Genomic DNA, 24471 nt, shown 5'->3' on the forward strand with positions numbered 1-24471 from the left:
CGCTCAGGCCCCCGTCAGCAGCGCGCGGGTGGCGGCGGTGACGTCGGCGTGGCGCATCAGGCTTTCGCCGACAAGGAAGGTCCGCGCGCCGCATGCCGACAGGCGCGTGAGGTCGGCATGGGCGTTGATCCCGCTCTCGCTCACCAGCAGGGTGCCTTCGGGCGCCAGCGGTGCGAGGCGCTCGGTCACGCCGATGTCGGTGACGAAGCGCTTGAGATCGCGGTTGTTCACGCCGATGAGGCGCGACTTCAGCCTGGCCGCGCGCGCCATTTCCTCTTCGTTGTGCACTTCGACAAGGCAGTCCATGCCATAGCCGTGCGCGGCGGCCTCGATCTCGGCCATCAGTACATCGTCGAGCGCGGCGACGATGATGAGGATGGCATCGGCGCCGATGGCGCGCGCTTCGGCCACCTGCCACGGATCGATCATGAAGTCCTTGCGGATCACCGGCAGCGCACAGGCCGCGCGCGCCTCGATCAGGAAATCCTCGTGCCCCTGAAAGTAGGGGGCGTCGGTCAGAACCGAAAGACAGGCCGCGCCGCCCTGTTCATAGGCTGCGGCGTGCTCTGCGGGGCGGAAGTCCTCGCGGATCAGGCCCTTGGAGGGCGAGGCTTTCTTGATCTCGGCGATCAGCGCGAAGCCGGTCTCGGCCTTGGTCCGCAGCGCTGCCTCGAAGCCGCGCGGAGCGCTCTGCTGGGCGGTACGCGCATCAAGATCGGCGAGCGTGGTCAGTGCCTTGCGAGCGAGGACTTCCTCGCGCTTGGTCGCACAGATTTCGGTGAGCTTGTCGGCCATCGGGAGAAACCTTGAAAAAGTAGGGATGCTTGCTTCAGCGCAGCGTGTCGATCCAGCAGTCGAGCAGGGCCTTGGCGAGCCCCTTGTCGATGGCCTCGGCGGCTTCCTCGACGCCGTCGCGCCACGAGGAGACTTCGCCCGCGACCATCAGCGCGCCTGCCGCATTGAGCAGCACCGCGTCGCGATAGGCCGAGGGCTCGCCCATCAGCAGGCCGCGCAAGGCCGCCGCGTTATAGGCCGGATCGCCGCCCCGGATCGCGTCGATCCCGGCTTCGGGCAGACCCACGTCGAGCGGCGCGACACGGCGCATCGAGACTTCGCCGCCGCGAATGTCGGCGACTTCGTTGCCGCCCGCAAGGCTCAGCTCGTCGAGACCCTCGTCGCCCGAGATCACCATCGAGTGCTCGGTGCCGAGCCGCAGGATCGCCTCGGCATAGATCGGCACGTAGGCCGGACGCGCAATGCCGACCAGCTGGCGCGTGACTTTCGCGGGATTGGCGAGCGGCCCCATCAGGTTGAAGATCGTGCGGCGTCCGATCGCGCGGCGCAGCGGCATCAGGCGCCCCATCGTCGGGTGATGGGCAGCGGCGAACAGGAAACAGATATTGAGATCGCGCAGCGTCTCTTCCGCCGTCTCCGCCGCCCGGTCGAGATTGAGGCCGAGCGCTTCGAGCGTGTCCGCCGCGCCTGCCTTGGAACTCGCCGCGCGGTTGCCGTGCTTGGCGACCGGCACGCCGCAGGCCGCGACCACCAGCGAGACGGCGGTCGAGACGTTGAGCGTATGGTGCCCGTCGCCGCCGGTGCCGCACACGTCGAGCGCATTGGCAGGCGCATCGATGGGGATCATCCGCGCGCGCATCGCCCGTGCGGCGCCGACGATCTCGCTGGCGACTTCACCACGCTCGGACAGCGCGATCAGAAACGCGGCGATGGTCTCTTCGGGAACCTGCCCGTCGAGGATCGCACCGAACGCGGCTTCGGCCTCGTCCTCGGCAATCGGGTGGAGCGGATCGGGGAGGGTGGCGATCACGCGCTCAGGCTTTCTTTCGCGCGCACTCGCTCGGGCAGCACCGCATCGACACCGCAGGCCTTGAGCCAGTTGGCGAGCATCGCGTGGCCGTGCTCGGTCGCGATCGATTCGGGGTGGAACTGCACGCCGTGGATCGGCAGCGTCCTGTGGCGGAAGCCCATGACGTGATCGTCGTCGCTGCGCGCGTTGACGTGGAGCACCTCGGGGATGTCCTCGACGATCAGCGAGTGATAGCGCGTCGCGGTGAACGGCGAGGGCAGGCCTGCGAAGACGCCGCTGCCATCGTGCGTGACCGGGCTGGTCTTGCCGTGCATCAGCCCGCCGCGCACCACTTTGCCGCCGAAATACTGGCCGATCGACTGGTGGCCAAGGCACACGCCCAGCAGTGGAATGCCGCTGTCCGCCGCCGCGCCCACGAGATCGAGGCTGACGCCTGCCTCGTTCGGCGTGCAGGGGCCGGGCGAGATCAGGAAGCCCTTGGCGCCCGAACCCACGGCCTGCGCGGCGGAAAGCGCGTCGTTGCGCACGACCTCAACCTGCGCGCCCAGTTCCATCAGGTAGTGGACGAGGTTCCAGGTGAAGCTGTCGTAATTGTCGATGACGAGGATCATGGTTTCGCCTTCGTCCTTTTCTCGACGACGATCAAGGGGCCGAGCGCAGGGCCGCCGTCGACACGGCCATGTTCGGGGTCCCACAAGGAGGAGACCGAGCCATCGAGGAACAGCGCGTTGCGGCAATGGAGCACATCGCGGAAATAGCGCGCAAGGCGCCCGAACGAGACCGGGGCATCGGCGATGACGAAATGGGCGTTGCCTTTGTCGTCCACGCCCACGGCGTTGCGCAGCTTGAGCGAAGCACCGTCGCTGTCGAGCTTGGGGTGCAGCTTGCCGCCGATCACCAGCATCGGCCCCGATTGCGTGCCGAAGTCTGGGCGGCTGGAGACATGGGCCTGAAAATCGTCGCTGGTGCGGATCGCCCAGGGGCCGTTCGCCGCGCCGTAGAACACGCCGTTGGGCTTGAGGTGGAAATTGCCCCAGCCTTCGTTGGTGTTCAGTTCGTGGCCGCGCTTTCCGTTCTCGACGTAGTAGCCGATGGGAAGGCCCTGTGTGTCGAACATGCCTGCATTCATCGCAAAGGCGACGGCAGGCTGGGCCTTGCCGCCTTGCGCATGGCTGCGGGCGAGGGCCAGTTCGGAGAGGCTACGGTAAGGCTTGCCGCCTGCAGGTCCCAGCACGGTCACGATCCGGTTGAGACCGGTCCGCGCGGTGCAGTGGGTGAGCGGGGTGCCCTCGAACTGCGCGCTCTCGCAGGCGGCGGGCGGCGGGGTTTCACTGGCTTGCGGGGCAGGCTTTTCGGATTGGGATGGCGAGCACGCGGCGAGGACTGCGAGCAGGCCCGCCGTCAGTGCAATGCGAGGGACAGGCTCAGCCGCGCGGCGCAGCATTGTCGGGAAGCCCTGTGCGCAGCAGCTTGATTTCGGCGGGCGAGAACAGCCGCTTGGGCAGCACATCGTCGCGCACGAGGAAGACGCCTTCGAGTTCGCCGCGCAGCTTGCGGGCGCTCCACGGCAATTGCTCGACCTTTCCGCCGCGCGCCATGGCAAGACCTTCGCGCGCGATGATGACGTGCAGCGGTCCCTTGTTGGCATCCAGCGTCTGGCGATAGCGGATCTCGCGCGCCACTTCGGCCTCGAAGCGGGGCTCGCGGCGCCAGTAGTACCAGCCTGCCAGCACCACCATGACGGCCAGACCGCTCAGCAGATAGAGCGCGTGGAACTGACCGCCGTTGCCGATGACCATGGCGATGACCGCCAGCAGGAACCCGAAGAACGGATCGCGGAAGACCTCGCGGCCAAGGCTACGCCGGGCGGTCAGTGCCTCGCGAATATCTGCTTCGGTCAGGATGACTTCGATATCCCGCCCGGCAGGACGGGACGTCATTGGCCGAAACCCGGCTCTCCGGCGACGCGCAAGGCTTCGCGGGCAGCGGCGAAGAGCGCGCCGGACTTGGCCTCGCATTCGCGGTGTTCGTATTCGGGGTCGGAATCGGCAACGATGCCGGCGCCCGCCTGAACGTGGAGCACGCCGTCCTTGAGGACTCCGGTGCGCAGGACGATGCACGAATCGACCGAGCCGTCCGGCGCGAAATAGCCGACGCCGCCCGCATAGGCGCCGCGCGTCTCGGGTTCGAGTTCGGCGATGATCTGGCAGGCGCGAACCTTGGGCGCGCCCGAGACGGTGCCTGCGGGGAACCCTGCGAAGACTGCATCCACGGCATCGTGACGCTTGTCGTCCAGCTGGCCGACCACGTTCGAGACAATGTGCATGACGTGGCTGTAACGCTCGATGGTGTAGCTGTCGGTCACTTCGACCGTGCCCGCAGCGGCTACCCGGCCCACATCGTTGCGGCCAAGATCGAGCAGCATCAGGTGCTCGGCGCGCTCCTTGGGATCGGCGAGCAGGCTTTCCTCGTTCGCCTTGTCCTCGATCGCGGTCTTGCCGCGCGGGCGGGTGCCCGCGATCGGGCGGATGGTGACTTCGCCATCTCGCACGCGCACGAGGATTTCCGGGCTCGATCCGATCAGCGCGAAGCCGGGCAGGTCGAGGAAATAGAGGAACGGCGAAGGATTGATGCGGCGAAGCGAGCGATAGAGCGCCAGCGGCGGCAGCGGGAACTCGCAGGTGAAGCGCTGGGCCAGCACCACCTGGAAGATATCGCCCGCCTCGATGTAGTCCTTCGCGCGAAGGACCATGGCGCGGTAATCCTCAGGGGCCATCACGGGCTGGCGTTCGGCCACGGGCAGTTCGAGCGCGGCAGGCTCTGCCGGTACGGGTTCGGCAAGGCGGCGCAGGGTCTCGTCGATGCGGTCGCGCGCCATGTCGAGCGCCCGCTCGGCATCGGCGGTGCCGCTCCACAAGGGCTGCGGCCAGACCGGGGCGACACAGAACAGCTCGTCGCTCAGTCGGTCGAACACGAGGATGACGGAGGGGCGCACGAACAGCATGTCGGGCAGTTCGAGCGGGCTTTGCGGCGCGCGCGGCAGCTTCTCGACAAGGCCGATGGTCTCGTAGCCGAAATAGCCGACCACGCAGGCAAGCGCGGGGGGCAGCTCGGCAGGCACGTCCATCTTGCATGAGGCGACAAGGCGGCGCAGTTCGGTGAGGCTGTCGCCGGGGAGCGGCGCAAAGGCCTTGCGATCGTGCTTCCAGCCGCGGTTGATTTCAGCCTTGGGACCGATGGCGCGGAACACGAGGTCAGGATCGAGGCCGATCAGGCTGTAGCGCCCGCGCGTCTCGCCGCCTTCCACCGATTCGAGCACGAAGTCGCCGCGGCCATCCTCGAACAGCTTGAGCGCGGCGCCGACCGGGGTGACGGTGTCCGCAACCAACCGCCGCCAGGCGAGAGCCGGACGTCCCGCTTCGAGGCAGGCGAGCGCGGCCGCGTGGTCGGTTTCATGCACCATCACTTGGGTTCCCGGTATGCTGTTTGGGGTATGCGGTTCTTCGGCGGCCATCCGTTGCGGGAGGCCGCCGAAGCATTCTGTCAGGTAAGCGGCGATCAGTTGGTCGAGGCGGCGGGCGCGTTACCGCCCAGCTGCTGGACCACCGTCTTGATCGCGGCGGGGTGCTTGATCACGCCCACGTCCTTGCGGATCGCCTTGGTCAGCGCCTGGGTGTACTCGTCACCCTGCTGCTGGCCCAGTTCGGTCTGCGCCGAGGCGATGGCCTGCGGCGGAACCTGCGCGCCGGGCTTCACGGTCTTGAGGAAGACCACGAACCAGCCGCGCTTGTCCGGCGCTGCCTGCACCTTCACGGTGCCCTGAGCCATATGGAACAGCAGCGAGACCGGCGGCGGGATCTGGCGACCCTGCTGCATCATCTGCGTCAGCACCGCACGCGAGAGGCCGATCGGCTGGACCGGGGGCAGCGGCTTGCCCGCCGCCGAGAGGCCCGCTGCCGGGTCCTTGGCCTTGAGCACGGCATCGCGCACCTTCAGGGCTGCGCCCTTGGCGGCATCGAACCCGGCGTCGAGCTTGTAGGCCTGCGCGACGTCACCCTTGATCTGTGCGAGCGGCGCGGGCGCCGATTCGTCGATCTGGGACACGTCGAACAGGATCACGCTCTTGCCGCGCACGGCCTCGGCGACCTGCGGCTGGTTCTGTTCCATCGAGAATGCGGTCTTGATCACCGGGACCAGTTCGGGTGCCAGCGCTTCCTGCGGCTTGCCGTAGACCTTGCCGTCAGCGGTGATCGGCTCGGACGTCTTGACTTCGAGGCCCATCGCCTTGGCAACGTCGGGCAGGCCTGCGCCGCCATCGAACTGCGACTGGATCTTGCTCAGCATCGCCGAGAACGCAGCGGTCTGCTTGGCAGTGGCCAGCGTCTTGGCGATATCGGCCTTGACCTGATCGAGCGACTGCGCGGGCTTGGTGGTCACGCTGTCGATGCGGATCACGTACCAGCCGAGCACGCCCTTCTGCGGCGGCAGAAGCTGACCCGAAGGGGCCGCAAAGATCGCGTTGGCGACGGGCTGCGAGATCTGGTTGGCGAAAGCGTTGTTGTCGAGCGGGCCGACCTTGGCGGTCGACAGACCCTTGGCCTTGGCCACGTCGTCGAGCGACTTGCCGCCCTTGACCTCGGCCTCGACCGCGTTGGCGGTGTTCTGGTCAGCGACGATCAGCTGGGTCACGCTGCGCAGGTTCTGCGCGGCGTACTGGGCCTGATCCTTCTGGTACTGCGCGGCGATCTCTGCATCGGTCGGCGCAGGCACGTTCTTCATCGCCGCCTCGTCGAACAGGGCATAGCGCACTGTGCGACGTTCGGGGCGCTGGAAGCGGGTGATGTGCGCATTGTAATAGGCGTTCAGCTGCGCGGCCGAAGGGTCGCCCTGCGGCGCGAAGGCCAGCGCGGGAACCTCGATGATCGCGCCCTCACGGCTTTCGCCGAGCATGGCGGCGTAGCGTTCCGCCAGCGCCTTGGGCATCACCGTGCCAAAGCCTGCAGGCACCACCAGCTGGCGGGCGATGAGACCCTGGGCGATGTCGTCACGCAGTGACTGCTCGGTGATGTTGCGCTGGGCCAGCGCCTGCTTGAAGGTGTCCTGGCTGAACTTGCCGTCAACGCCCGCGAACGCCGGGATCGAGGCGATCTCGCTGTCGATCAGGCGGTCGCCCGCAACAATCCCGTGCTTCTGGCCCCACACGCCCACGGCCACGCGGTCGACCAGATCGTTAAGCACGTCGTCGAGCGCGCCCTGGGCGATCATCAGGCCCATCGTCGCGGTCGGCTGCTGCTGCTGGATGCGCTGGAAGGCGACCTGCATCGACTGGGTGAGCGTCTGCTGGTCGATCGGCTTGCCGCCGACGACCGCGACCGAACCGGAACTGTCGTCGCCAGTCACGCTGGAGGTGAAGTTCGACAGATCACCGCTGGTGAAAGCGAAGATGATGACGATCAGGAACAGCGCCGCAACGACGACACCGAACTTGGACTTGATTAGGGAGCGAAGACCAGAAAGCATGACCCTGCCGAAATTGCATATGACAAAATGTCCATGTGCGCCGCACGCATGCGCGTCCGGCAGATGGATCGCGGCAGGCTTTAGGGGGCCTTTGTCCATCCTGCAATGGCTGGCGACGCGCACGGGCGCAATCAACGGAGCAGGAAATGCAAGCCACGTCCTGTCGCACCGGTTTTGACAAGTCGCCCTCCACTGGCCTAGCTGCGCGGCAATGGTGGCGACATGATTCCTCTTCTGATCGGGGAATCGTCCGGGTAATGTCTGTCGAGCGCGTCCGCGCCGCAGCCCTGTTCGCCGCGGGGGTTTATTGAAGGTACTACTATGGCTGCTCTGCCTTACATCGTCGGCAACTGGAAAATGAACGGCACGCGTGCGATGCTCAACGAGCTTCGTGCGATCGACCGTGCAGCTGGCCGTCTGCCGCGCGTGCAGGTGGCGATCGCGCCGCCCGCCACGCTGATCTTCCGCGCCCGTGACGCGGTCGAACTGATCGGGATCGGCGGTCAGGACTGCCACGCGCTCGAATCGGGCGCCTTCACCGGCGACGTCTCGGCGCCGATGCTGCGCGATGCGGGCGCCGACTTCACCATCGTCGGCCACTCCGAGCGTCGCACGCTCCATGGCGAGAGCAATTCGGACGTACGCGCCAAGGCGGAAGCCGCGCTGTCGGCGAATCTTGGCGTGATCGTCTGCGTCGGCGAAAGCCTAGACGTGCGCGAGGCGGGCAGGGCGCTCGATGTCGTGACCGCGCAGCTGGGCGAGAGCCTGCCGCTGTCCGAGCAGGCGGCGGAGAAGCTGTCTGTCGCCTATGAGCCGATCTGGGCGATCGGCACCGGCAAGGTCTGCGCAGCTTCCGATGTCGCCGAGATGCACGCGGCGCTGCGCGCCAAGCTGGTCGAAGTCTACGGCGAGGCAGGCGCGCAGGTGCGCATCCTCTACGGCGGCTCGGTCAAGGCGGACAACGCGGGCGAGCTGCTCGAAACCCCGGAAGTCGGCGGCGCACTTGTCGGCGGCGCCAGCCTGACCGCGGAAAGCTTCCTCGCCATCGTTGGCGCGGCAGCGGCCCTGCAGGACTGAGTTCGGGGACTATATTTGTGACGGTTTGCGGTCGGGCTTGTGCCGTCAGCGGACCAAGCGGGTTGCGTAAGAAAGGGCTTGGCCCTATCTGCGCGACAACAAGGCGGGCGCTTGGCCCACGACGAGGCTGATTCTGACATGCTGTTCCAATTCCTCACCATCGTTCAGGCACTGGTGGCTGCCGCTCTCGTGGCAGTGATCCTGATGCAGCAGTCCGAAGGTGGCGGTCTTGGCACGGGCGGCAGCCCTTCGGGCGTGATGTCGGCGCGCGGTGCGGCCAATATCATGACGCGCCTGACCAGCATCCTGGCTGGTGTTTTCGTGCTGCTCAGCATCGTGCTCGCCTCGCTGGCTGTGGGCGCAAGCTCGGGCCGCCAGATCGATACCTCGCTGCAGCGCAACATCCAGCAGCAGGCACCGGCTTCGACCGCGCCTGCCGCACCGGCTCCGGCACCTGCCGCGACCGGCGCTGCCGCCGATCCGCTTTCGGGTGCCGCCAAGCAGTAAGCTGCTGGAATGGCGCCTTGTCGGTCGCAGCCTGACCGACACTTGAGAGCCTGATTTTTCGCGGGCGCCCGGCAGGGTCGGGCGCCTTTCGTTTGTTCATTTTGTGGATTTCGGCACAAGGGCTCTTGCCTTTGGGCCTCCATGCGATTTAGGGGCCGACTCCCATGGCGCGGCATATTTTTATCACCGGCGGCGTGGTCTCCTCGCTCGGCAAGGGTCTCATGGCAGCGAGCCTCGCGGCTCTCCTGCAGGCACGCGGATATCGCGTGCGCATCCGCAAGTTCGATCCCTACCTCAACGTCGATCCGGGCACGATGAGCCCGTATCAGCACGGCGAGGTCTTCGTGACCGACGACGGCGCGGAGACGGATCTCGATCTCGGCCACTACGAGCGCTTCACCGGCGTCTCGGCCCATCAGAGCGACAATATCACTTCGGGCCGCATCTATCGTGACATCATCACGAAGGAGCGCCGTGGCGACTATCTGGGCGCGACGGTGCAGGTGATCCCGCATGTCACCGACCAGATCAAGGACTTCGCGCTTGACGATGCCGACGACCTCGATTTCGTGCTCTGCGAGATCGGCGGGACCGTCGGCGACATCGAGGGCCTGCCCTTCGTCGAGGCGATGCGCCAGCTGCGCAACGAACTGGGGCGCGAGCAGACCTGCTTCGTCCACGTCACGCTGGTGCCCTACATCGCGGCTGCGGGCGAGCTGAAGACCAAGCCGACGCAGCACTCGGTGCGCGAGCTGACCGGCCTCGGCATCCAGCCCGACATCCTGCTGTGCCGCTGCGACCGTCCGCTGCCCGAGGGTGAGCGCCGCAAGATCGCGCTGTTCTGCAATGTGCGTCCGCAAGCAGTCATCCAGGCGCTCGACGCGCCGAACATCTACGCGGTGCCGCTCCAGTACCACCAGGAAGGCCTCGACGCCGAAGTGCTCCATCACTTCGGGATGGAAGAGACTTCGGTGGCCCCCGACATGGCGCGCTGGGACGACATCACCGACCGCTACGAGAACCCCGAAGGCGAAGTGACCATCGGCGTCGTCGGCAAGTACGTTGGCCTGCCCGATGCCTACAAGTCGCTGAACGAGGCGCTCGTCCACGGTGGCATGGCCAACCGCGTCAAGGTCCACATCAAGTGGATCGACGCCGAGCTGTTCGAGAAGGCCGATTCGGAAATCGCTGCCGAGCTGGAGCCGATGCACGGCATTCTCGTGCCCGGCGGCTTCGGTGAGCGCGGCGCAGAAGGCAAGATCGCCTCGGTGCGCTTCGCCCGCGAACGCAACGTGCCGTTCCTCGGCATTTGCCTAGGCATGCAGATGGCCTGCATCGAGGGCGCCCGCCATGCCGGTGTCGCCAAGGCCAGCTCGACCGAGTTCGGCCCGACCGACGAACCCGTCGTCGGCATCATCACCGAGTGGATGGGCAAGGATGGTCTTGAGCAGCGCGCTTCGGGCGGCGATCTGGGCGGCACCATGCGCCTTGGCGCCTACACGGCCGAGCTTTCGCCCAACAGCCACGTCGCCTCGCTCTACGGTTCGACCACGATCAGCGAGCGCCACCGCCACCGCTACGAGGTCAACGCCTCGTATCGCGAGCAGTTGGAAGGCAGCGGCCTGATCTTCGCCGGCATGTCGCCCGATGGCCTGCTGCCCGAGATCGTCGAGCGGCCGGACCATCCGTGGTTCGTCGGCGTACAGTTCCACCCGGAGCTGAAGTCGCGCCCGTTCGAGCCGCACCCGCTGTTCGCCGGTTTCATCGCCGCCGCGCTGCGTCAGGCCCGTCTGGTCTGACGCTTTCGTCGGCCGACTAGAAAAACGAAAAGGGCCGGGGCGGATGATCGCCTCGGCCCTTTTCGTTTGCGTTCACGAGATCAGGCGCGGGAAGGGTAGTTACCCGCTCTATCGGGTCCTGCCCCAGGGCGAGGCTCAGCTTTCGCCGCGCATCATCCAGCGATTGCGGCCGCCGCGCTTGGCGAGATAGAGCGGCTCGTCGGCAGCTGCGATCCAGTCTTCGGCACTGTCGAACAAAGTGTCGAGCGGCGCGATTCCGAAGCTGGCCGTGACGTTCAGGGTTTTGCCTCCGCCGATGTCTATGGCCATGTCCTCGACCACCTTGCGGAACCGCTCGGTCACGATCCGGGCATCGGCTGCACTGGTCTCAGGCAGCATCATCGCGAACTCCTCGCCGCCCAGTCGCCCGAAGACATCGCTGGGTCGCTTGTCCGCGTTGAGGCGCTGGGCCACCTCGCGCAGTACGATGTCACCGGCGCGATGTCCGTGCGTGTCGTTGACGGCCTTGAAGTGATCGATGTCGATCATCACCATGCAACCGGGGCCGCCATAGCGTGCGAACCGTTCGCGCTCCTGCTCGGCGCGGTCGAGAAAACCCCGGCGACTGTGCGCGCCGGTCAGCGGGTCTCGGATCGCGGCGGTACGCAGTTCGAACTCCTTCATGACCAGCCGCGCAAACCCGCGCATCAGATCGATCTCGCTGTCCTTGTAGTTGCGCGCATGCGTATCGATCGCGCAGAGCATGCCCACGTTGTAGCCGTCGGGCGTCTCAAGCGGGATGCCTAGATAGCTGCGGATATTGGGATTGCCGGTGACAAGAGGATTTTCGGCAAAGCGCGCGTCGATCTGGGCATCGGGAATCATGAACGGCTCACGATGCTGGATGCCATATGTGCAGAAAGATATCTCGCGTGCGGTCTCACAGGCTTCGAGGCCACGCCGGGCCTTGAACCACTGCCGGTCCTCATCGAGCAGCGTCACCAGCGCCATCGGTACGGAGAGTACCGAGCGCACAAGCTGGACGATATTGTCGAACGGTTCTTCCGGCGCCGTGTCCAGAACGTCGAGACGTCGCAGCGCGCCGAGGCGCCCGGCTTCATCCTGCAGTTTCGTGTCTTCGATCATCGTTGCGTCCGTCGATGCTTCTAGCCAAGGCGTCGCCGGCTAACGCCCTGCGTAAAGTATCTAGCCCAGACAGTTGGATGGCGGCAACCGGCTCTCGGCAGGGCGGAGGAATTCAGCGCTGCATGACAAAAGGGCGGCCCGGAAAACCGGACCGCCCTATAACGAGCAACAAGGGAGAGGTGAGCGCGCGGATCAGGCCGCTGCGCTGCCTTCGTCGTTCTCCACCACCGTCAACTGGTTGCCGCCGATGGCGATCTTCTTGGGCTTCATCGCCTCGGGCACTTCGCGTGCAAGGTCGATCACCAGGAGACCGTCGGCCATGTCGGCGCCGGTGACGCGGACATAATCGGCCAGTTCGAAGCGACGCTCGAACCCGCGCTGGGCGATGCCGACGTGCAGGTATTCGCCCTCGGCATGATCCTCGGGCTTGGAACCCTTGACGATCAGCAGGTTGGCCTGCGCGGTGATGTCGATATCGGCGGACTTGAAACCGGCGACCGCCAGCGTGATGCGGTAGTCGTCCTGGCTACGGCGCTCGATATTGAACGGGGGGTACTTGTCGCCGCCGTTCACCCGGTTCTGGTTCTCGATCATGTCGAACAAACGATCGAAACCGACCATGGTGCGGCGATAGGGCGAAAAATCGACACGGTTCATGACAAAAATCCTCTGCTGAGCAATCTTCGTGAAGGGCCCGCACTGCGGCGCCCCGGTTATCGAGCCATCCCCTTGGCGGGCCATGACTCTGCTCCCAAGTTATGGTAGCGCCGCAGGCTTTCAAGGGGCACGATGAAAGAGTTTTCATGGCCCCTTCCGAACGGTCGCGCATTACCTCAAGGAGCATCGCAGATGAGCAGCACCCCGAAAGTCGAGATCTACACCAAGTGGGGTTGCCCGTACTGCGTCGCGGCCAAGGCGCTGCTCGACGACAAGGGCGTCGCCTACGAGGAATATGACATCACCATGGGCGGCCCCAAGCGCACCGAGATGGAAGAGCGCGTGCCCGGCGCACGCACCGTGCCACAGGTTCTGGTCGACGGCACGCCCTATGGCGGTTTCGACGACATCAACGCGCTGGACCGCGCGGGCAAACTCGATCCGGTGCTCGGCCTCTGATCGCGGAGGCCCGGAATACCATGCCCCGCGCCGCGATCCTGCAGATGACCAGCGGCATCGACCCCGATGCCAACGCCGCCACGATTGTGGCGGCGGTGAAGGCCGCGCGTGAGGGCGGGGCTGCCATGCTGTTCACGCCCGAGATGTCCGGCCTGCTCGATCGCGACCGTGCAAGAGGCCGTCCCAAGGTCATGACCGAGACGGAAGACCGCGTACTGGCTGCCGTGCGCGAAGCCGCGGCGCGGGAAGGGGTGTGGGTCCACCTCGGCTCGCTGGCGATCCGACCCGAGGCGGGGGCAGAGGACCAGCGCTTCGCCAACCGCGCGTTCGTGATCAACGCGCAAGGTGATGTCGCTGCGCGCTACGACAAGATGCACATGTTCGATGTCGAACTCGATACCGGTGAGACCTGGCGCGAATCCGGGGCCTATGCGCCGGGCGAGCGCGTCACCACAGTCGAGACTCCGCTCGGCAAACTGGGGCTGGCGATCTGCTACGACATTCGCTTCCCGGCGTTGTTCGAGGCGCTGGGCCGAGCCACGTGCGATGTGATCGCGATTCCGGCGGCCTTCACCGTGCCTACGGGCCGCGCGCACTGGCACCTGTTGCAGCGCGCCCGCGCCGTTGAGGCCAGCGCCTTCGTGCTGAGCGCCGCGCAAGTCGGTGTCCACGAGGATGGGCGCGAAACCTATGGCCACTCGCTAGCGATCGATCCCTGGGGCGAGGTTCTTCTCGACATGGGCGGTGAGGTTGCGGGCCTCGGCTTCGTCGATCTCGATCCGGCGCGTCTCGTCGACGTGCGCAGGCAGTTGCCGAGCCTTGCCAATCGTCGCGAGGTGGCCCGATGATCGTCTATGATCTCCAGTGCGCGGGCGGCGATCATCGTTTCGAAGGCTGGTTCAAGAGTTCAGGCGATTTCGAGGATCAGCAGGTCAAGGGGCTGATTTTCTGTCCACACTGCGATTGTTCCGACATAGGTAAGGCCGTGCAGGCGCCGCGCCTGACCCGCAAGGGCAACCAGTTGCCCCAGCATGCGGAGGCGCCTGCCAAAGCGTCGAAACAGGCTGCCGTATCGGCCGCTCCATCGCCGCAGGCTCCGCCGCCAGGCCCCGAGCAACTCGCTGCCGTCTTGATGCACCTTGCCACGGTTCAGGCCGAAGTGCTCAAGTCCTCGCGACATGTCGGGAAGCATTTCGTCAAGGAGGCGCGCGCCATGCACTATGGCGAGCAGGATGCCGAAGCGATCCATGGCGAGGCCAGTCTGGCCGATGCCCGTGCGCTGGCAGAGGAAGGCATCGACCTCGCGCCGCTGCTGTTTCCGCTTACGCCGGAAAAGGCCAACTGACGGCAGCGAATTTCTCGCGATTTTGAGGGGGTGGTGCACCCGACGGGATTCGAACCCATGGCCCCCAGATTAGGAATCTGGTGCTCTATCCGGCTGAGCTACGGATGCAACGCGGATGCCTCTAGCTTGGGGTTTCACGCTTGGCAATCGTTAGGACAGTGCAGAGTGTGATGGAACGCACCTGATTTGTAATCAGGCGCTCGATGGAGTGAGTCCCAGATTCCTGATCTGAGGGCGATGACGGCAAAGATCGAATATGATTGATAATCCATATTATGTTAAATTAGGTGTCAGGCAGAGGTGGCCTTTGACCGACCGTCAGTGCTGCAAAAACGAAATGAGAAGCACCAGCCCGAGGATGATTGCGGCCCAGATCGCGGCAAGCTTTACCGTCTGAGACGCCTTCATCGACTGGAATGTCGAACCTCGCGTCACCAGAAACAGCGAGCCTAGCACGGTTATGATCGCAACGATGGTTCCCATACTGCTCATGGCGCGATCACCAGCCCGTCATAGCCGACCGTAACGTTATCGGGCATCTCGGCCACTAGAGTTGCGTAATCCATGCTCTTGTCGAGATGTGTCAGCACCGCATGGCCCACGCGGCAGCGCTCGATCAGTTCGAGCGACATGGCCAAATGCGCATGCGTGGGATGCGGTTCACGGCGCAGGCAGTCGACGATCAGCAGGTCCGCGCGATAACACAGGTCTTCAATATCACGCGTAATCGCATTGAAATCAGTCGTATAGCAGACGGACTTGCCATCGCAGTCGAAGCGATATCCGGTCGATTCCATGCCGCCGTGCGGCATCTGGCAATGGTCCACCCGAAAGCCCTCGCACAGCCGCAGCGTGTCCAGATTGTCGAGCTGGATCAGCGTCGGGTAGCCGTATTGCCCGGCAAAGACATAACCGAAACGCTGGCGCAACCGGCGTACTGTCTCGGAATCCGCAAAGCCCGGTATCGGACCAGCACGGCCATAGCGCAACGGGCGCAGATCATCGATGCCGTGGCAGTGATCCGCATGATCGTGCGTCCAGAACACCGCATCGAGCCGATGGATGTCGTTATCGAGCAGCTGCTGGCGCAGATCCGTGGGCGTATCCACGAGGATGCGCGCGCCGGCATCGCTCTCCAGCAGGATCGCAACGCGGGTGCGACGGTTCTTGGGCTCGTTCGGGTCGCAAAGGCCCCAGTCCGCCTTGCCGTCCTCGCCGCCTAGGCGCGGCACGCCAGTCGATGTCCCGCTGCCAAGGATCGTGACTTTCACGCCGTAACCGCCTGCACCGGCTGTGCTTTCGAGAACAACGTAAAGAAGTTGCGCGTGGTTGAGGCGCCCAGATCAGCAAGCGACACATCACGAAGGTCCGCCACGAACTGCGCAGTCACGGCGGTGAAGGCAGGCTCGCAAGGGCGCCCACGATGCGGCACCGGCGCCAGGAACGGCGAGTCCGTCTCGACCAGCAGACGATCTTCCGGAATAGTCGGAACAAAAGCCTGCAAGTCCTTGGCATTCTTGAAAGTCACGATGCCGGAAATCGAGATGCGCAGGCCCAGATCGAGCACGGCGCGGCCAAATTCGGGCGAGGCGGTGAAGCAGTGGATGAGCGCCGGAAACGCCCCCTTCCCCAGTTCGTCCTCCAGGATCCGCAGCGTATCCGCTTCGGCCTCGCGCGTATGGATGATGACTGGAAGGCCGGTCTCGCGCGCGACGCGGATATGCATGCGGAAGAGCTCTTCCTGCACTTGCCGGTCGGACTTGTCGTAATAGAAGTCGAGCCCCGTCTCGCCGATACCGATTACCTTGGGATGGGCCGTAGCGGCCAGCAGGACCGCCTCGCCGAGATCGGCGTGACTGTCGGCCTCATGCGGATGGATGCCGACCGAGGCCCAGATGTCGGGCTCACGCTCGGCGGTGCCGACCACCCTCTCCCACTCGCTCTGGCGCGTGGAAATGTTGAGAAAACCGGCGATTCCCGCCGCCCTTGCGCGGGCGAGAACGCCCTCGCGATCCTCAGCGACGCCTTCGTATTCGAGGTGGCAGTGGGAATCGATCAGCATCAGGCGGCGGCCTCTTCCGGCAGTTCAAGGCGCGGGAAGACGCCCTGCGGCTTGTCGACCTTGTAGCCGCTGGCAGCCAAGGTGGCGAACCAGTCGTTCGTCGCCAGTGCGGCATAAGTGCGGGCATCCGCAGCCTGTCCCATCTGGTCGAGCAGGGCGTCGATGGCGCCCGGCACGACCGGACGGACGGCAAGCGCGAGATCGCGCACGACGCGGAACAGCGTCATCAACACCGCTTCCATGCGCGCCGGGTCGCTCTTGCGCAGTGCCCAGGGGGCCTGCTCATCGACGTACTGGTTGCAGGCAAAAACAGCGCGCATCCAGGCGTCGAGCCCGTCGGAGAAAGCGAGGCGACCAAAGGCTTCGCGCAGTTCGGCGATGCCCAGTGCGACGGCGGCTTCGAGCACGGTGTCGGCCTCGGAAAGCTCAAGTCCAGCCTTTACTTCGCCATCCATGTTCTTGAAGATCATGGAAAGGCTGCGCTGCGCCAGATTGCCGAAGCTGTTGGCGAGTTCGGCGTTCGAGCGTGTCACGATGGCTTCGGGCGACCACGAACCGTCCTGCCCGAAAGCGACTTCGCGCATCAGGAAGTAGCGGACGGTATCGACGCCAAAAGTCTCGGCCAGTGCTACGGGGTCAGTGGTGTTGCCGAGCGACTTCGATTCTTTCTGCCCGCGATTGAGCAGGAAACCGTGGCCGAACACCTGCTTGGGGAGCGGCAATTGCGCGCTCATCAGGAAGGCGGGCCAGTAGACCGTGTGGAAGCGGACGATATCCTTGCCGATCAGGTGCAGATCGGCGGGCCAGAACTTGGCCATATCCTCGGTCTGCTCGGGGAAGCCGAGGCCGGTCAGGTAGTTGGTGAGCGCATCGACCCATACGTACATCACGTGGTTGTCGCTGCCGGGCACTTTCACGCCCCAGTCGAAGCTGGTGCGCGAGACCGACAGATCGCGCAACCCGCCTTCGACGAAGCGGACGATCTCGTTGCGGCGGCTCTCCGGGCGAATGAACTCGGCGTTGCGGTAGAGTTCCAGCAACGGCTCCTGATACTTCGAGAGGCGGAAAAACCACGATTCCTCGACCGTCCACTCGACCGGCGTACCTTGCGGCGAGAGCTTTTCGCCGCTCTCGCCTGCGACCAGTTCGCTCTCGTCGTAATAGGCCTCGTCGCGGAGCGAGTACCAGCCTTCGTAGCGATCGAGGTAAAGGTCGCCGTTGGCTTCCATGCGCTGCCACAGCGCTTGGCTGGCGGCATGATGGCGGGGCTCGGTGGTGCGCAGGAAAACATCGTAATCGATATTAAGAGCGGCACACATATCGATGAAATGCTGTGACATTTCATCTGCAAGTTCGGCGGCGGTCATGCCAAGGTCGCGCGCCTTCTGCGCCATTTTCAGGCCATGCTCGTCAGTGCCGGTCTGGAATCGCACCTCGTGGCCTTCGGCCTTGCGATGGCGGGCGATGACGTCGGCGGCGATAGCCTCATAGGCATGGCCGATATGCGGCTTGCCGTTGGGATAGCTGATCGCGGTGGTGATGTAATAGGGCTCGGCCATGGCGCCGTCGCGACTTTCTGTGATGATTACCGTGGTGTGCGAACCGCTTCTCTAGGCACCGCAGCCGAGGCCAGCAAGCCGCCAATTTCCAATATGAGAAGCCCGGCATCGAAATTGTAGGTCCCGGCCTCGACCGAGAGCTGCGTCATCGCCGCATGGGCTTCGATGATCCGCATCTGCCGCTCGCCCGAGGCAGCGGCCAACGCCCCCGCCAGTTCGGCACGGGCGAGTTCGAGCGCGGCCAATTGCCGTTCGCGTGTCGGCCTTGCGCCCATTTCCTGCGTCAGCGCGCCGCGCAACTGCATATGGTGGTCGCCTTCGTGAAGGATGCGCTGCATCAGCGCATGGATGGCGCCAAGTTCAAGCTGGACGATGGTAAGCGCGAGGCCGGGCGAGCCATTGGAAGCGGCAATCGCGGCGGCGCGCGAGGCGTCGTCTGCCTGCGGCTCGGCCTGACGGAGCATCCGGTCGAGCTGGTCACGCTCCAGCGGGGCGAAGCGCAAGGTGCGGCAGCGCGAGCGCACGGTCGGCAACAGGCGGCCGGGCTGGTGCGCGATCAGCAGGAAGTAGGTGCCCGCGGGCGGCTCCTCCAGCACCTTGAGCAGCGCGTTGACCGCGCCTTTCTCCAGATCATCCGCCGGTTCGACGATGATCGCGCGCCGGCTGCCGAGCGTCGGCTTGGTCGCCAGCTTGCGGATCATCGTGCGGACCTGATCGACCGAGATGTTGCGCTTGGTCTGGAACGGCTTGCCCTCGGCCTTCTTCTTGGCCTCGTCGTCGTTGGCGGGCAGCGGTTCGAGCAGCAGGATATCGGGGTGCTGATCGAGCGGAGGCTGGCGCACGCCCTCCTCGCGCACCAGTTCGGCGGCGGCGGCATGGGCGAAGTCGCGCTTGCCAAGCCCTTTGGGACCGGCAAGCAGCCAGGCATGGTGCATTCGCTCGGACGCGAGCGCGGCCATCCATTCGGCCCAGACCGCGTCCTGGCCGATGACCGTATCGGGTTTGCCGGTCATGCTGCGGAGACTTCGATCAGGCGGGAGACGGCCTGCCAGATCAGTGCGGCGGTGCTGTCCGCATCACCGTTGCCGTCGATCCGGGCGTAGCGCGCCGGGTCTTCCTCGCGAAACGCGGCAAAGGCGGTGGCGACGCGGGCGTGGTAGTCGCTCCCGCGCGAGCCGATGCGGTCGGTGCCATCGGCATCGCGGATCGCGAGGCGCGCGGCGGCAACCTCGGGATCGATCTCGACCAGCAGTGTGAGGTCGGGCAGCAGGCCTTCGCTGCCCACGCCGTGGAGCGTGACGATATCGGCATCCGACAGTCCACCGCCGCCGCCCTGATAGGCGCGGCTCGAATCGAGATAGCGGTCGCACACCACCCATGCTCCGCGCGCGAGCGCAGGCTGGATCAGCGTTTCGACATGATCGGAGCGCGCGGCAGCGAACAGCAGCGCTTCGGCGCGCGGGTTCCAGCCTGCGGTGCCCTGCGGCGTATCGACCCCATGGAGCAGCAGGTGGCGGATGGCCTCGGCGCCGGGCGTGCCGCCGGGCTCGCGCGTGCTCACGACTTCGAGGCCCTGCGCGCGCAGACGCTCGGCCAGCAGGCGCGCCTGTGTCGACTTGCCTGCCCCCTCGCCGCCTTCCAGCGCGATGAAGCGTCCTTTGGTGATGCTCTGGCTCATGAGAACAGGTTCATAAACCCGTTGACGATCCTGTCCACCGGCCCGGCGACAGGCACATCTTCGCGGGCATAGAGGGCGATGTGTCCCGCAGGCAGATTGCCGACGCGGATTTCGAGATCGCCCACTTTCTGCCCTCGCGTGATCGGCGCCCGCAAGGGCCCGTCGTAATGTGCGGTGAGCGTGATCTTCGGGTCGGTGCCGGTGAGAACGGTGGCGTGAACCTCACGGTCGGCGACCAGCGGCACGGTGCGCTGGGCTCCGTTCTGGACGCGGGCGGCGGTGATCGTCGCCCCCTTGTCGAACAGGTGATGCGCCTGCCATCCCGAGAAGCCCCATTCCATCAGCGCCTTGGCGGCATCGTCACGGATCTTGGGCGTCGCCGACGCGGCGAGCACCAGCACCAGACGGCGACCATCGCGCTCTGCCGTGCCGACATAGTTGTAGCCCGCCTCGCGCGTGTAGCCGGTCTTGATCCCGTCGGCGCCGGGGAACACATCGACCAGAGGATCGTGGCTGCGCATGGCGACATCGCGCCAGAACCAGTGCTTCTTGCCGACGAACTCGTGATAGAGTTCGGGGTGGTGCATGATCATCGCATCGGCGAGCTTCACCATATCGCGCGCGGCGACATAGGTATTGCCTTCGTCCATCCAGCCGTTGGGCGTGTTGTAGTGGCTGTGCGCCATGCCCAGCGCGCGGGCATTGGCATTCATCTTCGCTGTCCACGCAGGCACGCTGCCTGCATATTCGGTGGCGAGCAGGATCGCGGCATCGTTGGCCGATTGCGTCAGGATGCCATGGAGCAGGTCTGCGGTGGTCGGGTTGTCGGTGGGCTTGAGGTACATCGAGGTACCCTTGGCAAACCACTCGTCCGAGATTGCCTTGGGCACCGGGAAGCGCCGGTCAAGCTTGAGGCGCCCGGCGTCGATTTCCTGAAAGGCGGTGTAGGCCGTCATGACCTTCGTCACCGAGGCAGGCAGCCAGGACACGTCCGGGCGGCGCTGTTCGAGCACCTGGCCCGAGCCGAGATCGACAAGGATGCTCACCGGCACTTTCGCCAGTTCGGGCGGCGGTGCCGGGAGGGAAACGGTGCGGACCGTGGTGGCAGTGTTGGCCGCCGTGGCAGCGCCTGTCGCCACCACGCCGCCGGCAAGGGCGAGCGCGCTGGCGAATTTCACGTAAGACTTCAAGACCCGCTTCTCCGGTAACTCGTCCATTTGCATCGCGGAGAAGGTGCGCCGGGTCAATGCGGCGGCAAGATCAGTCCACGTGCAGGATCAGTCTAAGTGGACTATTCGGGCGTCGCTATACCCTGCACTCTTGGCCTTCTCCAGCGCTGCGGCAGCCTGTGCACGGCTTGCGAAAGGCCCCATCCGCACGAGCGTCAGCTTGCCGCTGGCCGTCGCGCTGCCGCCCAGCTTGCGGGCGAGCGCCTTGGCGTTAGGCGCGGACGAGAAGGCGCCGACCTGCACGGCCCACCCCTTGTCCAAGCCCTTGTCCGCAACAGGAGCGGCGGGTTTCTCGGCAGGCTTAGGCGTCGGTTTTGCGGCCTCGCTTGCCTTCGGCTTGGGCGTCTGCCTCGGCGGTGTAACCGGCTCCACCTTGGGCGCTGACGCAACGACAGGCTTCGGCGCTGCCTTCTGTGCTGCGACCACCGAATCCGGCTTCACCACCGGGGCTGTCGGACCACCTGCAAAAGCGCCGACCCTGGCATCGGTGGGAATGGCGGAGGGCATCGTCGGCGGCGTGGAAGGCGGTGGGAGCAGCGGGGACTGTTCCGCCAGCTTGCGACGCAGGACGCGCAGCAGGCCGTCGGGCGTCGCCATGCGTTCGGGCGCACGGCCATCGGCGCGCAGGAGTGCGCGCTCCTGTTCCGGCGGGATCACCCGGCGCACGCGAACTGGCGCATGCGAGCCGGGCGCGATCCCGAGCTGCGCGGCGGCGTCGGGCGAAAGCCCGACCAGCACATCGTTGCTCATCGGCCCGCGCTTGGTCAGGCGCAGCAGGATCGTGCGTCCGCTATCGAGCGCCGTCACTTCGACATAGCTGGGCAGCGGCAGCGTCTTGTGCGCCGCGCTGACGCCGACGAGCCCTTCGGTGCTGTCGACGCTGGCATAGCCCACGGCGTCGTAGTTGAGCTGATCCGAGGGCGTCCAGGTCGTGGTGCCGATGGTGAAGGGATCGCCGATCACCACGGGATAATCGGCGGCGGGACCGTTCGTCGGCTCGACCTGTTCGGCCTGATGCTTGTCATGATCGCGCGCGAGCGCGGGAACGGCAAGCAAGGGCAAGGCGATCCCGCCGGTAGCGAGAGCGATCACGGTCGCCAGCGAGGCGGCGTGGTTAACGGGCAATTTCATCTGCAAGCAACCCCACGGAAAGCGCGTAGTAGTTCGAGCAGTTGTACTGGAGGATGACCCGATAATTACCGGTTAACAGCCAGGCCGGGGTTCCGGGGCCATCGGGCTGGAACAGCGTGGTCTGCACATTGCCCGCAATCGGGGCGAGTGCCTGCACGCCGAGCGCACGCCATTCCGATACCGTCTTCCACTGTGAATGGCGCGCATAGACCGAATTGCAACTCGCCGCGTTCAGCTTGGGCGCATAAGCGGCGGTGTTGAAGCCCGAGGGAATGGAGGCGCTGACGCCCCAAGGTTGTCCGGGGCGCCATCCGGCATCGCGGAAATAGTTGGCGATCGAGGCAATCGCGTCGGCAGCACTGAACAGGTTGGCATCGCCATTGCCGTCGCCGTCCACGGCAAGACGCAGGTAGACGCTGGGGAGGAATTGCGGATAGCCGAACGCCCCTGCCCAGCTGCCCTTGAGGCTCGACGGCGGCACACCCCGGTCGACCATCTTGAGCAGCGCGATCAGTTCGCCCTCGAACAGCGCACGGCGGCGCCCTTCCCAGGCCAGCGTCGCGAGCGAGCGGTTGAGGTCGAAATCGCCGGTATAGCTGCCGAAATTCGTCTCATGCCCCCAGATCGCGAACAGCACCGGGGCAGGAACGCCATAGCGCTGTTCGATACCCGGCAGGATACCCGCCATGCGCGCATAGTTGGCCTTGCCGCGCTGGACAATCCCTGCGCCAAGGTGCTTGGCGAGGTAGCCCGACATCGCAGGCGGTGCGCTCTGGCGACTGGGCTGCTGCGTATCGAGCGCGATCACCTTGTCGTTGGGCGTGAGGCCCGTCAGCATGCGCGAAATTGTCGCCTCGCTCACGCCTTCGCGGCGGGCGCGGGCTGCCACGGTGGAGATATAACTGTCGAACGACTGGCCGCCCGGTTGGGCCTGCAATGCCGATCCCGGCACTGCCAGCAGTGCAGCGGCCAGCGCCGCCATGCCAAAGCCACGCCGACGGGTTGCGGCAGAAAAACGGGTCGAAAGTCGGTTCGCCAAAGTCATCGCCACACAACCTTGCACAATCGGGAGCCCAAGGAAATGCAAAGCCCTGCTTCGTCGTGGAAAGCCATCGCAAGCATCGCGCGTTCCGTCTTCGCGCTCACGGCGTGAGAACGCCTCTTGCACCGCGCCCGCTTTGCGCTATGCGCAATCCCCAACGGACAGGTGGCCGAGTGGTTTAAGGCAGCGGTCTTGAAAACCGCCGTGGGTGCAAGCTCACCGTGGGTTCGAATCCCACCCTGTCCGCCATTTCCTAAGAGCCGGCCCTTGATGGCAGTCGTTGCGAACAGCTCCGCCGATGCCCCTATCGGCGTGTGGCTGCGATGGCCGCTGTCTTATGGCACGCAACACGCGTTCAAGCGGCAGCTTAAGCCAAGTCGTGGGTCATCCGTCGCTCCCGCACGTCTTGTCCGACATGAAGGGACGAGACGTGCCTCATTTCCGACAGCTGTGCTTTAACCACCCGTCCCGATCTGCTTTTGAGTAGAGTTATCGCCTCTAGTCCGTTGCCTTGATTGGCTTTTCGGTTCTGTGGCGACCGCTTTATCCTTAATGAAAAGTAACGGGGGGATAACCTCAGATGAAAACCGATTTCGACCTTCCCAGCCTTGCGGGCGTGCTGCCCGACAGACCGATCGGAGTGCGCAATCCCGGCCTCGCCGACCGCTATCGCATGGTCTTCATCGCGATCATCATGGGCATTGTGGCCATCGGAACGGCGATTGTCGTGTGGCCGGGGCTCTATCGCGACTTCCAGATCAAGCTCGATCCGGTGGAAGTGACCGACGCTTCGCTCGCCAGCAGCGAATGTCGGTCCAAGCGCATGACGGTGAACTGCAAGGCGGGCATTGCCTATACCGCGCCTGACGGTACGACCGCGATCAAGGACGTCGATTTCTCGTTCATCTATATCGGTGGCGGTGACTACGAGACCACTGTCGTCGCCCAGCGCGGACACCCTGAAAACATGACGCTTTCGCTTGCCATCGACGAGTTCTGGAACCGCGCGCTCGGCTCGCTGGCGATCGTCGTACTGCTGGGCGTGGTCTCGGTACTGCTGATCCGCCGCCACTTCCACATGGCCGCGACTTACAAGGGCATCAAGGGCGCGGCAAAGCTGGAGCCGGTCTGGGCGCGTGTCACCCATCGCATGAAGAAGCGGGGCAAGGATCGCATTACCTATGCGCCTGTCACCGGTCGCAAGACGCGCCTTTCGGTCGTCTCGCTGTTCCGCAAGACCGAGACGCCGTGGATGCATTTCGTGCCGATGTACAACGAGACTTTCGTGCTTGCCGTGCGCCACCCCGATGCGCCGTTGCCGATCATGCTCGACGAGGCCTTCGATCGCCTCGACCTGACGGCAGAGGAAGTGCAGGCCGCCCGCGCCGCGCGCGATGCGATGTTCCCCGAGAGCTGATCGCCCCTTTTCACGGGACGGTAATGCAAAAGAGCCGGG

At 65.2% G+C, this 24471-nt stretch carries 25 protein-coding genes and 2 tRNA genes; 8 read left to right on the plus strand and 19 right to left on the minus strand.

Annotated elements, in window-relative coordinates; all coding sequences use genetic code 11:
• Positions 1 to 3: 3 nt before the first annotated feature.
• The 7 genes from trpC to CI805_RS09295 all read right to left on the minus strand — a co-directional run bounded on the left by trpC (position 4) and on the right by CI805_RS09295 (position 7345).
• Positions 4 to 795, minus strand: a complete 792-nt coding sequence (trpC, locus tag CI805_RS09265) for an indole-3-glycerol phosphate synthase TrpC (RefSeq protein ID WP_260922386.1) — start codon at positions 793 to 795, stop codon at positions 4 to 6.
• 34 nt (positions 796 to 829) lie between these two features.
• Positions 830 to 1822 carry an anthranilate phosphoribosyltransferase gene (gene trpD, locus CI805_RS09270; RefSeq protein WP_260927920.1) on the minus strand — a complete coding sequence of 331 codons (993 nt, stop codon included), beginning with the start codon at positions 1820 to 1822 and terminating at the stop codon, positions 830 to 832.
• Positions 1822 to 2436: an anthranilate synthase component II gene (locus tag CI805_RS09275; protein ID WP_260922390.1), complete on the minus strand. Its 615-nt coding sequence runs from the start codon at positions 2434 to 2436 to the stop codon at positions 1822 to 1824. Before CI805_RS09275 ends, trpD begins: the two co-directional genes overlap by 1 nt.
• Complete coding sequence (locus tag CI805_RS09280; protein ID WP_260922394.1) at positions 2433 to 3269, minus strand: phosphodiester glycosidase family protein; 837 nt, start codon at positions 3267 to 3269, stop codon at positions 2433 to 2435. Before CI805_RS09280 ends, CI805_RS09275 begins: the two co-directional genes overlap by 4 nt.
• Positions 3250 to 3765 (minus strand): hypothetical protein, encoded by a 516-nt coding sequence (locus tag CI805_RS09285; RefSeq protein WP_260922397.1) that lies wholly within the window; start codon positions 3763 to 3765, stop codon positions 3250 to 3252. Before CI805_RS09285 ends, CI805_RS09280 begins: the two co-directional genes overlap by 20 nt.
• Positions 3762 to 5288, minus strand: a complete 1527-nt coding sequence (trpE, locus tag CI805_RS09290; protein ID WP_260922400.1) for an anthranilate synthase component I — start codon at positions 5286 to 5288, stop codon at positions 3762 to 3764. Before trpE ends, CI805_RS09285 begins: the two co-directional genes overlap by 4 nt.
• Before the next feature lie 95 nt (positions 5289 to 5383).
• Positions 5384 to 7345, minus strand: coding sequence for a peptidylprolyl isomerase (locus CI805_RS09295; RefSeq protein ID WP_260922403.1), 1962 nt, complete (start codon positions 7343 to 7345; stop codon positions 5384 to 5386).
• Between the two features lie 321 nt (positions 7346 to 7666).
• Between CI805_RS09295 and tpiA the strand changes: the two genes are divergently transcribed.
• The 3 genes from tpiA to CI805_RS09310 all read left to right on the plus strand — a co-directional run bounded on the left by tpiA (position 7667) and on the right by CI805_RS09310 (position 10728).
• The gene (gene tpiA, locus CI805_RS09300) at positions 7667 to 8422 is read left to right on the plus strand and encodes a triose-phosphate isomerase (RefSeq protein WP_260922407.1); all 756 of its coding nucleotides are present in this window, start codon (positions 7667 to 7669) and stop codon (positions 8420 to 8422) included.
• A gap of 141 nt (positions 8423 to 8563) precedes the next feature.
• Positions 8564 to 8929 carry a preprotein translocase subunit SecG gene (secG, locus tag CI805_RS09305; RefSeq protein ID WP_260927921.1) on the plus strand — a complete coding sequence of 122 codons (366 nt, stop codon included), beginning with the start codon at positions 8564 to 8566 and terminating at the stop codon, positions 8927 to 8929.
• A gap of 164 nt (positions 8930 to 9093) precedes the next feature.
• Entirely contained in the window at positions 9094 to 10728 is a 1635-nt protein-coding gene (locus CI805_RS09310; protein ID WP_260922410.1) for a CTP synthase, read from the plus strand.
• A 135-nt stretch (positions 10729 to 10863) separates the two neighbouring features.
• Here the strand turns inward: CI805_RS09310 and CI805_RS09315 are convergent, their stop codons facing one another.
• Together CI805_RS09315 and CI805_RS09320 are read right to left on the minus strand one after the other, a co-directional pair.
• Entirely contained in the window at positions 10864 to 11853 is a 990-nt protein-coding gene (locus CI805_RS09315) for a sensor domain-containing diguanylate cyclase (protein ID WP_313958488.1), read from the minus strand.
• A 192-nt stretch (positions 11854 to 12045) separates the two neighbouring features.
• Positions 12046 to 12510 (minus strand): Hsp20 family protein, encoded by a 465-nt coding sequence (locus CI805_RS09320; protein WP_260922412.1) that lies wholly within the window; start codon positions 12508 to 12510, stop codon positions 12046 to 12048.
• A 192-nt stretch (positions 12511 to 12702) separates the two neighbouring features.
• On the opposite strand from CI805_RS09320, the gene grxC reads away from it, so the two are divergent.
• The 3 genes from grxC to CI805_RS09335 are packed head-to-tail and all read left to right on the plus strand — an operon-like array spanning position 12703 to position 14314.
• On the plus strand, positions 12703 to 12969 hold the full coding sequence (gene grxC, locus CI805_RS09325; protein ID WP_260922417.1) for a glutaredoxin 3: 267 nt from the start codon (positions 12703 to 12705) through the stop codon (positions 12967 to 12969).
• A gap of 20 nt (positions 12970 to 12989) precedes the next feature.
• Positions 12990 to 13817 carry a carbon-nitrogen hydrolase family protein gene (locus CI805_RS09330; RefSeq protein ID WP_260922420.1) on the plus strand — a complete coding sequence of 276 codons (828 nt, stop codon included), beginning with the start codon at positions 12990 to 12992 and terminating at the stop codon, positions 13815 to 13817.
• Complete coding sequence (locus CI805_RS09335; RefSeq protein WP_260922423.1) at positions 13814 to 14314, plus strand: DUF1178 family protein; 501 nt, start codon at positions 13814 to 13816, stop codon at positions 14312 to 14314. Before CI805_RS09330 ends, CI805_RS09335 begins: the two co-directional genes overlap by 4 nt.
• 31 nt (positions 14315 to 14345) lie before the next feature.
• Here the strand turns inward: CI805_RS09335 and CI805_RS09340 are convergent.
• The 10 genes from CI805_RS09340 to CI805_RS09385 form a co-directional block, all read right to left on the minus strand.
• Positions 14346 to 14422: transfer RNA gene (locus tag CI805_RS09340), tRNA-Arg, on the minus strand.
• Positions 14423 to 14632: 210 nt separating this feature from the next.
• A complete protein-coding gene (locus CI805_RS09345) occupies positions 14633 to 14806 on the minus strand; it encodes a hypothetical protein (protein ID WP_260922428.1) in 174 nt (57 codons plus the stop codon).
• Entirely contained in the window at positions 14803 to 15585 is a 783-nt protein-coding gene (locus CI805_RS09350; protein ID WP_260922430.1) for an MBL fold metallo-hydrolase, read from the minus strand. The genes CI805_RS09345 and CI805_RS09350 overlap by 4 nt, the downstream gene beginning before the upstream one ends.
• Positions 15582 to 16376 (minus strand): TatD family hydrolase, encoded by a 795-nt coding sequence (locus CI805_RS09355; RefSeq protein ID WP_260922433.1) that lies wholly within the window; start codon positions 16374 to 16376, stop codon positions 15582 to 15584. The genes CI805_RS09350 and CI805_RS09355 overlap by 4 nt, the downstream gene beginning before the upstream one ends.
• Complete coding sequence (gene metG, locus CI805_RS09360) at positions 16376 to 17935, minus strand: methionine--tRNA ligase (protein ID WP_260922450.1); 1560 nt, start codon at positions 17933 to 17935, stop codon at positions 16376 to 16378. Before metG ends, CI805_RS09355 begins: the two co-directional genes overlap by 1 nt.
• 26 nt (positions 17936 to 17961) lie before the next feature.
• Positions 17962 to 18948 (minus strand): DNA polymerase III subunit delta', encoded by a 987-nt coding sequence (locus CI805_RS09365; protein ID WP_260922453.1) that lies wholly within the window; start codon positions 18946 to 18948, stop codon positions 17962 to 17964.
• Positions 18945 to 19601, minus strand: a complete 657-nt coding sequence (gene tmk, locus CI805_RS09370) for a dTMP kinase (RefSeq protein ID WP_260927926.1) — start codon at positions 19599 to 19601, stop codon at positions 18945 to 18947. The genes CI805_RS09365 and tmk overlap by 4 nt, the downstream gene beginning before the upstream one ends.
• Before the next feature lie 8 nt (positions 19602 to 19609).
• Positions 19610 to 20791, minus strand: a complete 1182-nt coding sequence (locus CI805_RS09375) for a D-alanyl-D-alanine carboxypeptidase family protein (RefSeq protein WP_260922456.1) — start codon at positions 20789 to 20791, stop codon at positions 19610 to 19612.
• Positions 20792 to 20890: 99 nt separating this feature from the next.
• Complete coding sequence (locus CI805_RS09380; protein ID WP_260922459.1) at positions 20891 to 21973, minus strand: SPOR domain-containing protein; 1083 nt, start codon at positions 21971 to 21973, stop codon at positions 20891 to 20893.
• Positions 21957 to 22955: a lytic transglycosylase domain-containing protein gene (locus CI805_RS09385; RefSeq protein ID WP_260927927.1), complete on the minus strand. Its 999-nt coding sequence runs from the start codon at positions 22953 to 22955 to the stop codon at positions 21957 to 21959. The genes CI805_RS09380 and CI805_RS09385 overlap by 17 nt, the downstream gene beginning before the upstream one ends.
• Before the next feature lie 219 nt (positions 22956 to 23174).
• Between CI805_RS09385 and CI805_RS09390 the strand changes: the two genes are divergently transcribed.
• Positions 23175 to 23264: transfer RNA gene (locus tag CI805_RS09390), tRNA-Ser, on the plus strand.
• Positions 23265 to 23595: 331 nt separating this feature from the next.
• Positions 23596 to 24432, plus strand: a complete 837-nt coding sequence (locus CI805_RS09395) for a hypothetical protein (RefSeq protein ID WP_260922463.1) — start codon at positions 23596 to 23598, stop codon at positions 24430 to 24432.
• Positions 24433 to 24471: the final 39 nt, after the last annotated feature.

It is taken from the genome of Novosphingobium sp. 9 (assembly GCF_025340265.1).
Classification (GTDB): domain Bacteria; phylum Pseudomonadota; class Alphaproteobacteria; order Sphingomonadales; family Sphingomonadaceae; genus Novosphingobium.

Coding starts and splice junctions, on each gene's coding strand:
- CI805_RS09345 (WP_260922428.1), bottom strand. CDS start 14,806: ATGAGCAGTATGGGAACCATCGTTGCGATCATAACCGTGCTAGGCTCG.
- CI805_RS09310 (WP_260922410.1), top strand. CDS start 9,094: ATGGCGCGGCATATTTTTATCACCGGCGGCGTGGTCTCCTCGCTCGGC.
- CI805_RS09320 (WP_260922412.1), bottom strand. CDS start 12,510: ATGAACCGTGTCGATTTTTCGCCCTATCGCCGCACCATGGTCGGTTTC.
- CI805_RS09285 (WP_260922397.1), bottom strand. CDS start 3,765: ATGACGTCCCGTCCTGCCGGGCGGGATATCGAAGTCATCCTGACCGAA.
- CI805_RS09335 (WP_260922423.1), top strand. CDS start 13,814: ATGATCGTCTATGATCTCCAGTGCGCGGGCGGCGATCATCGTTTCGAA.
- CI805_RS09365 (WP_260922453.1), bottom strand. CDS start 18,948: ATGACCGGCAAACCCGATACGGTCATCGGCCAGGACGCGGTCTGGGCC.
- tpiA (WP_260922407.1), top strand. CDS start 7,667: ATGGCTGCTCTGCCTTACATCGTCGGCAACTGGAAAATGAACGGCACG.
- metG (WP_260922450.1), bottom strand. CDS start 17,935: ATGGCCGAGCCCTATTACATCACCACCGCGATCAGCTATCCCAACGGC.
- grxC (WP_260922417.1), top strand. CDS start 12,703: ATGAGCAGCACCCCGAAAGTCGAGATCTACACCAAGTGGGGTTGCCCG.
- CI805_RS09280 (WP_260922394.1), bottom strand. CDS start 3,269: ATGCTGCGCCGCGCGGCTGAGCCTGTCCCTCGCATTGCACTGACGGCG.
- trpE (WP_260922400.1), bottom strand. CDS start 5,288: ATGGTGCATGAAACCGACCACGCGGCCGCGCTCGCCTGCCTCGAAGCG.
- CI805_RS09355 (WP_260922433.1), bottom strand. CDS start 16,376: ATGCTGATCGATTCCCACTGCCACCTCGAATACGAAGGCGTCGCTGAG.
- trpC (WP_260922386.1), bottom strand. CDS start 795: ATGGCCGACAAGCTCACCGAAATCTGTGCGACCAAGCGCGAGGAAGTC.
- CI805_RS09295 (WP_260922403.1), bottom strand. CDS start 7,345: ATGCTTTCTGGTCTTCGCTCCCTAATCAAGTCCAAGTTCGGTGTCGTC.
- CI805_RS09395 (WP_260922463.1), top strand. CDS start 23,596: ATGAAAACCGATTTCGACCTTCCCAGCCTTGCGGGCGTGCTGCCCGAC.
- CI805_RS09380 (WP_260922459.1), bottom strand. CDS start 21,973: ATGAAATTGCCCGTTAACCACGCCGCCTCGCTGGCGACCGTGATCGCT.
- CI805_RS09275 (WP_260922390.1), bottom strand. CDS start 2,436: ATGATCCTCGTCATCGACAATTACGACAGCTTCACCTGGAACCTCGTC.
- CI805_RS09315 (WP_313958488.1), bottom strand. CDS start 11,853: ATGATCGAAGACACGAAACTGCAGGATGAAGCCGGGCGCCTCGGCGCG.
- CI805_RS09385 (WP_260927927.1), bottom strand. CDS start 22,955: ATGGCGGCGCTGGCCGCTGCACTGCTGGCAGTGCCGGGATCGGCATTG.
- CI805_RS09330 (WP_260922420.1), top strand. CDS start 12,990: ATGCCCCGCGCCGCGATCCTGCAGATGACCAGCGGCATCGACCCCGAT.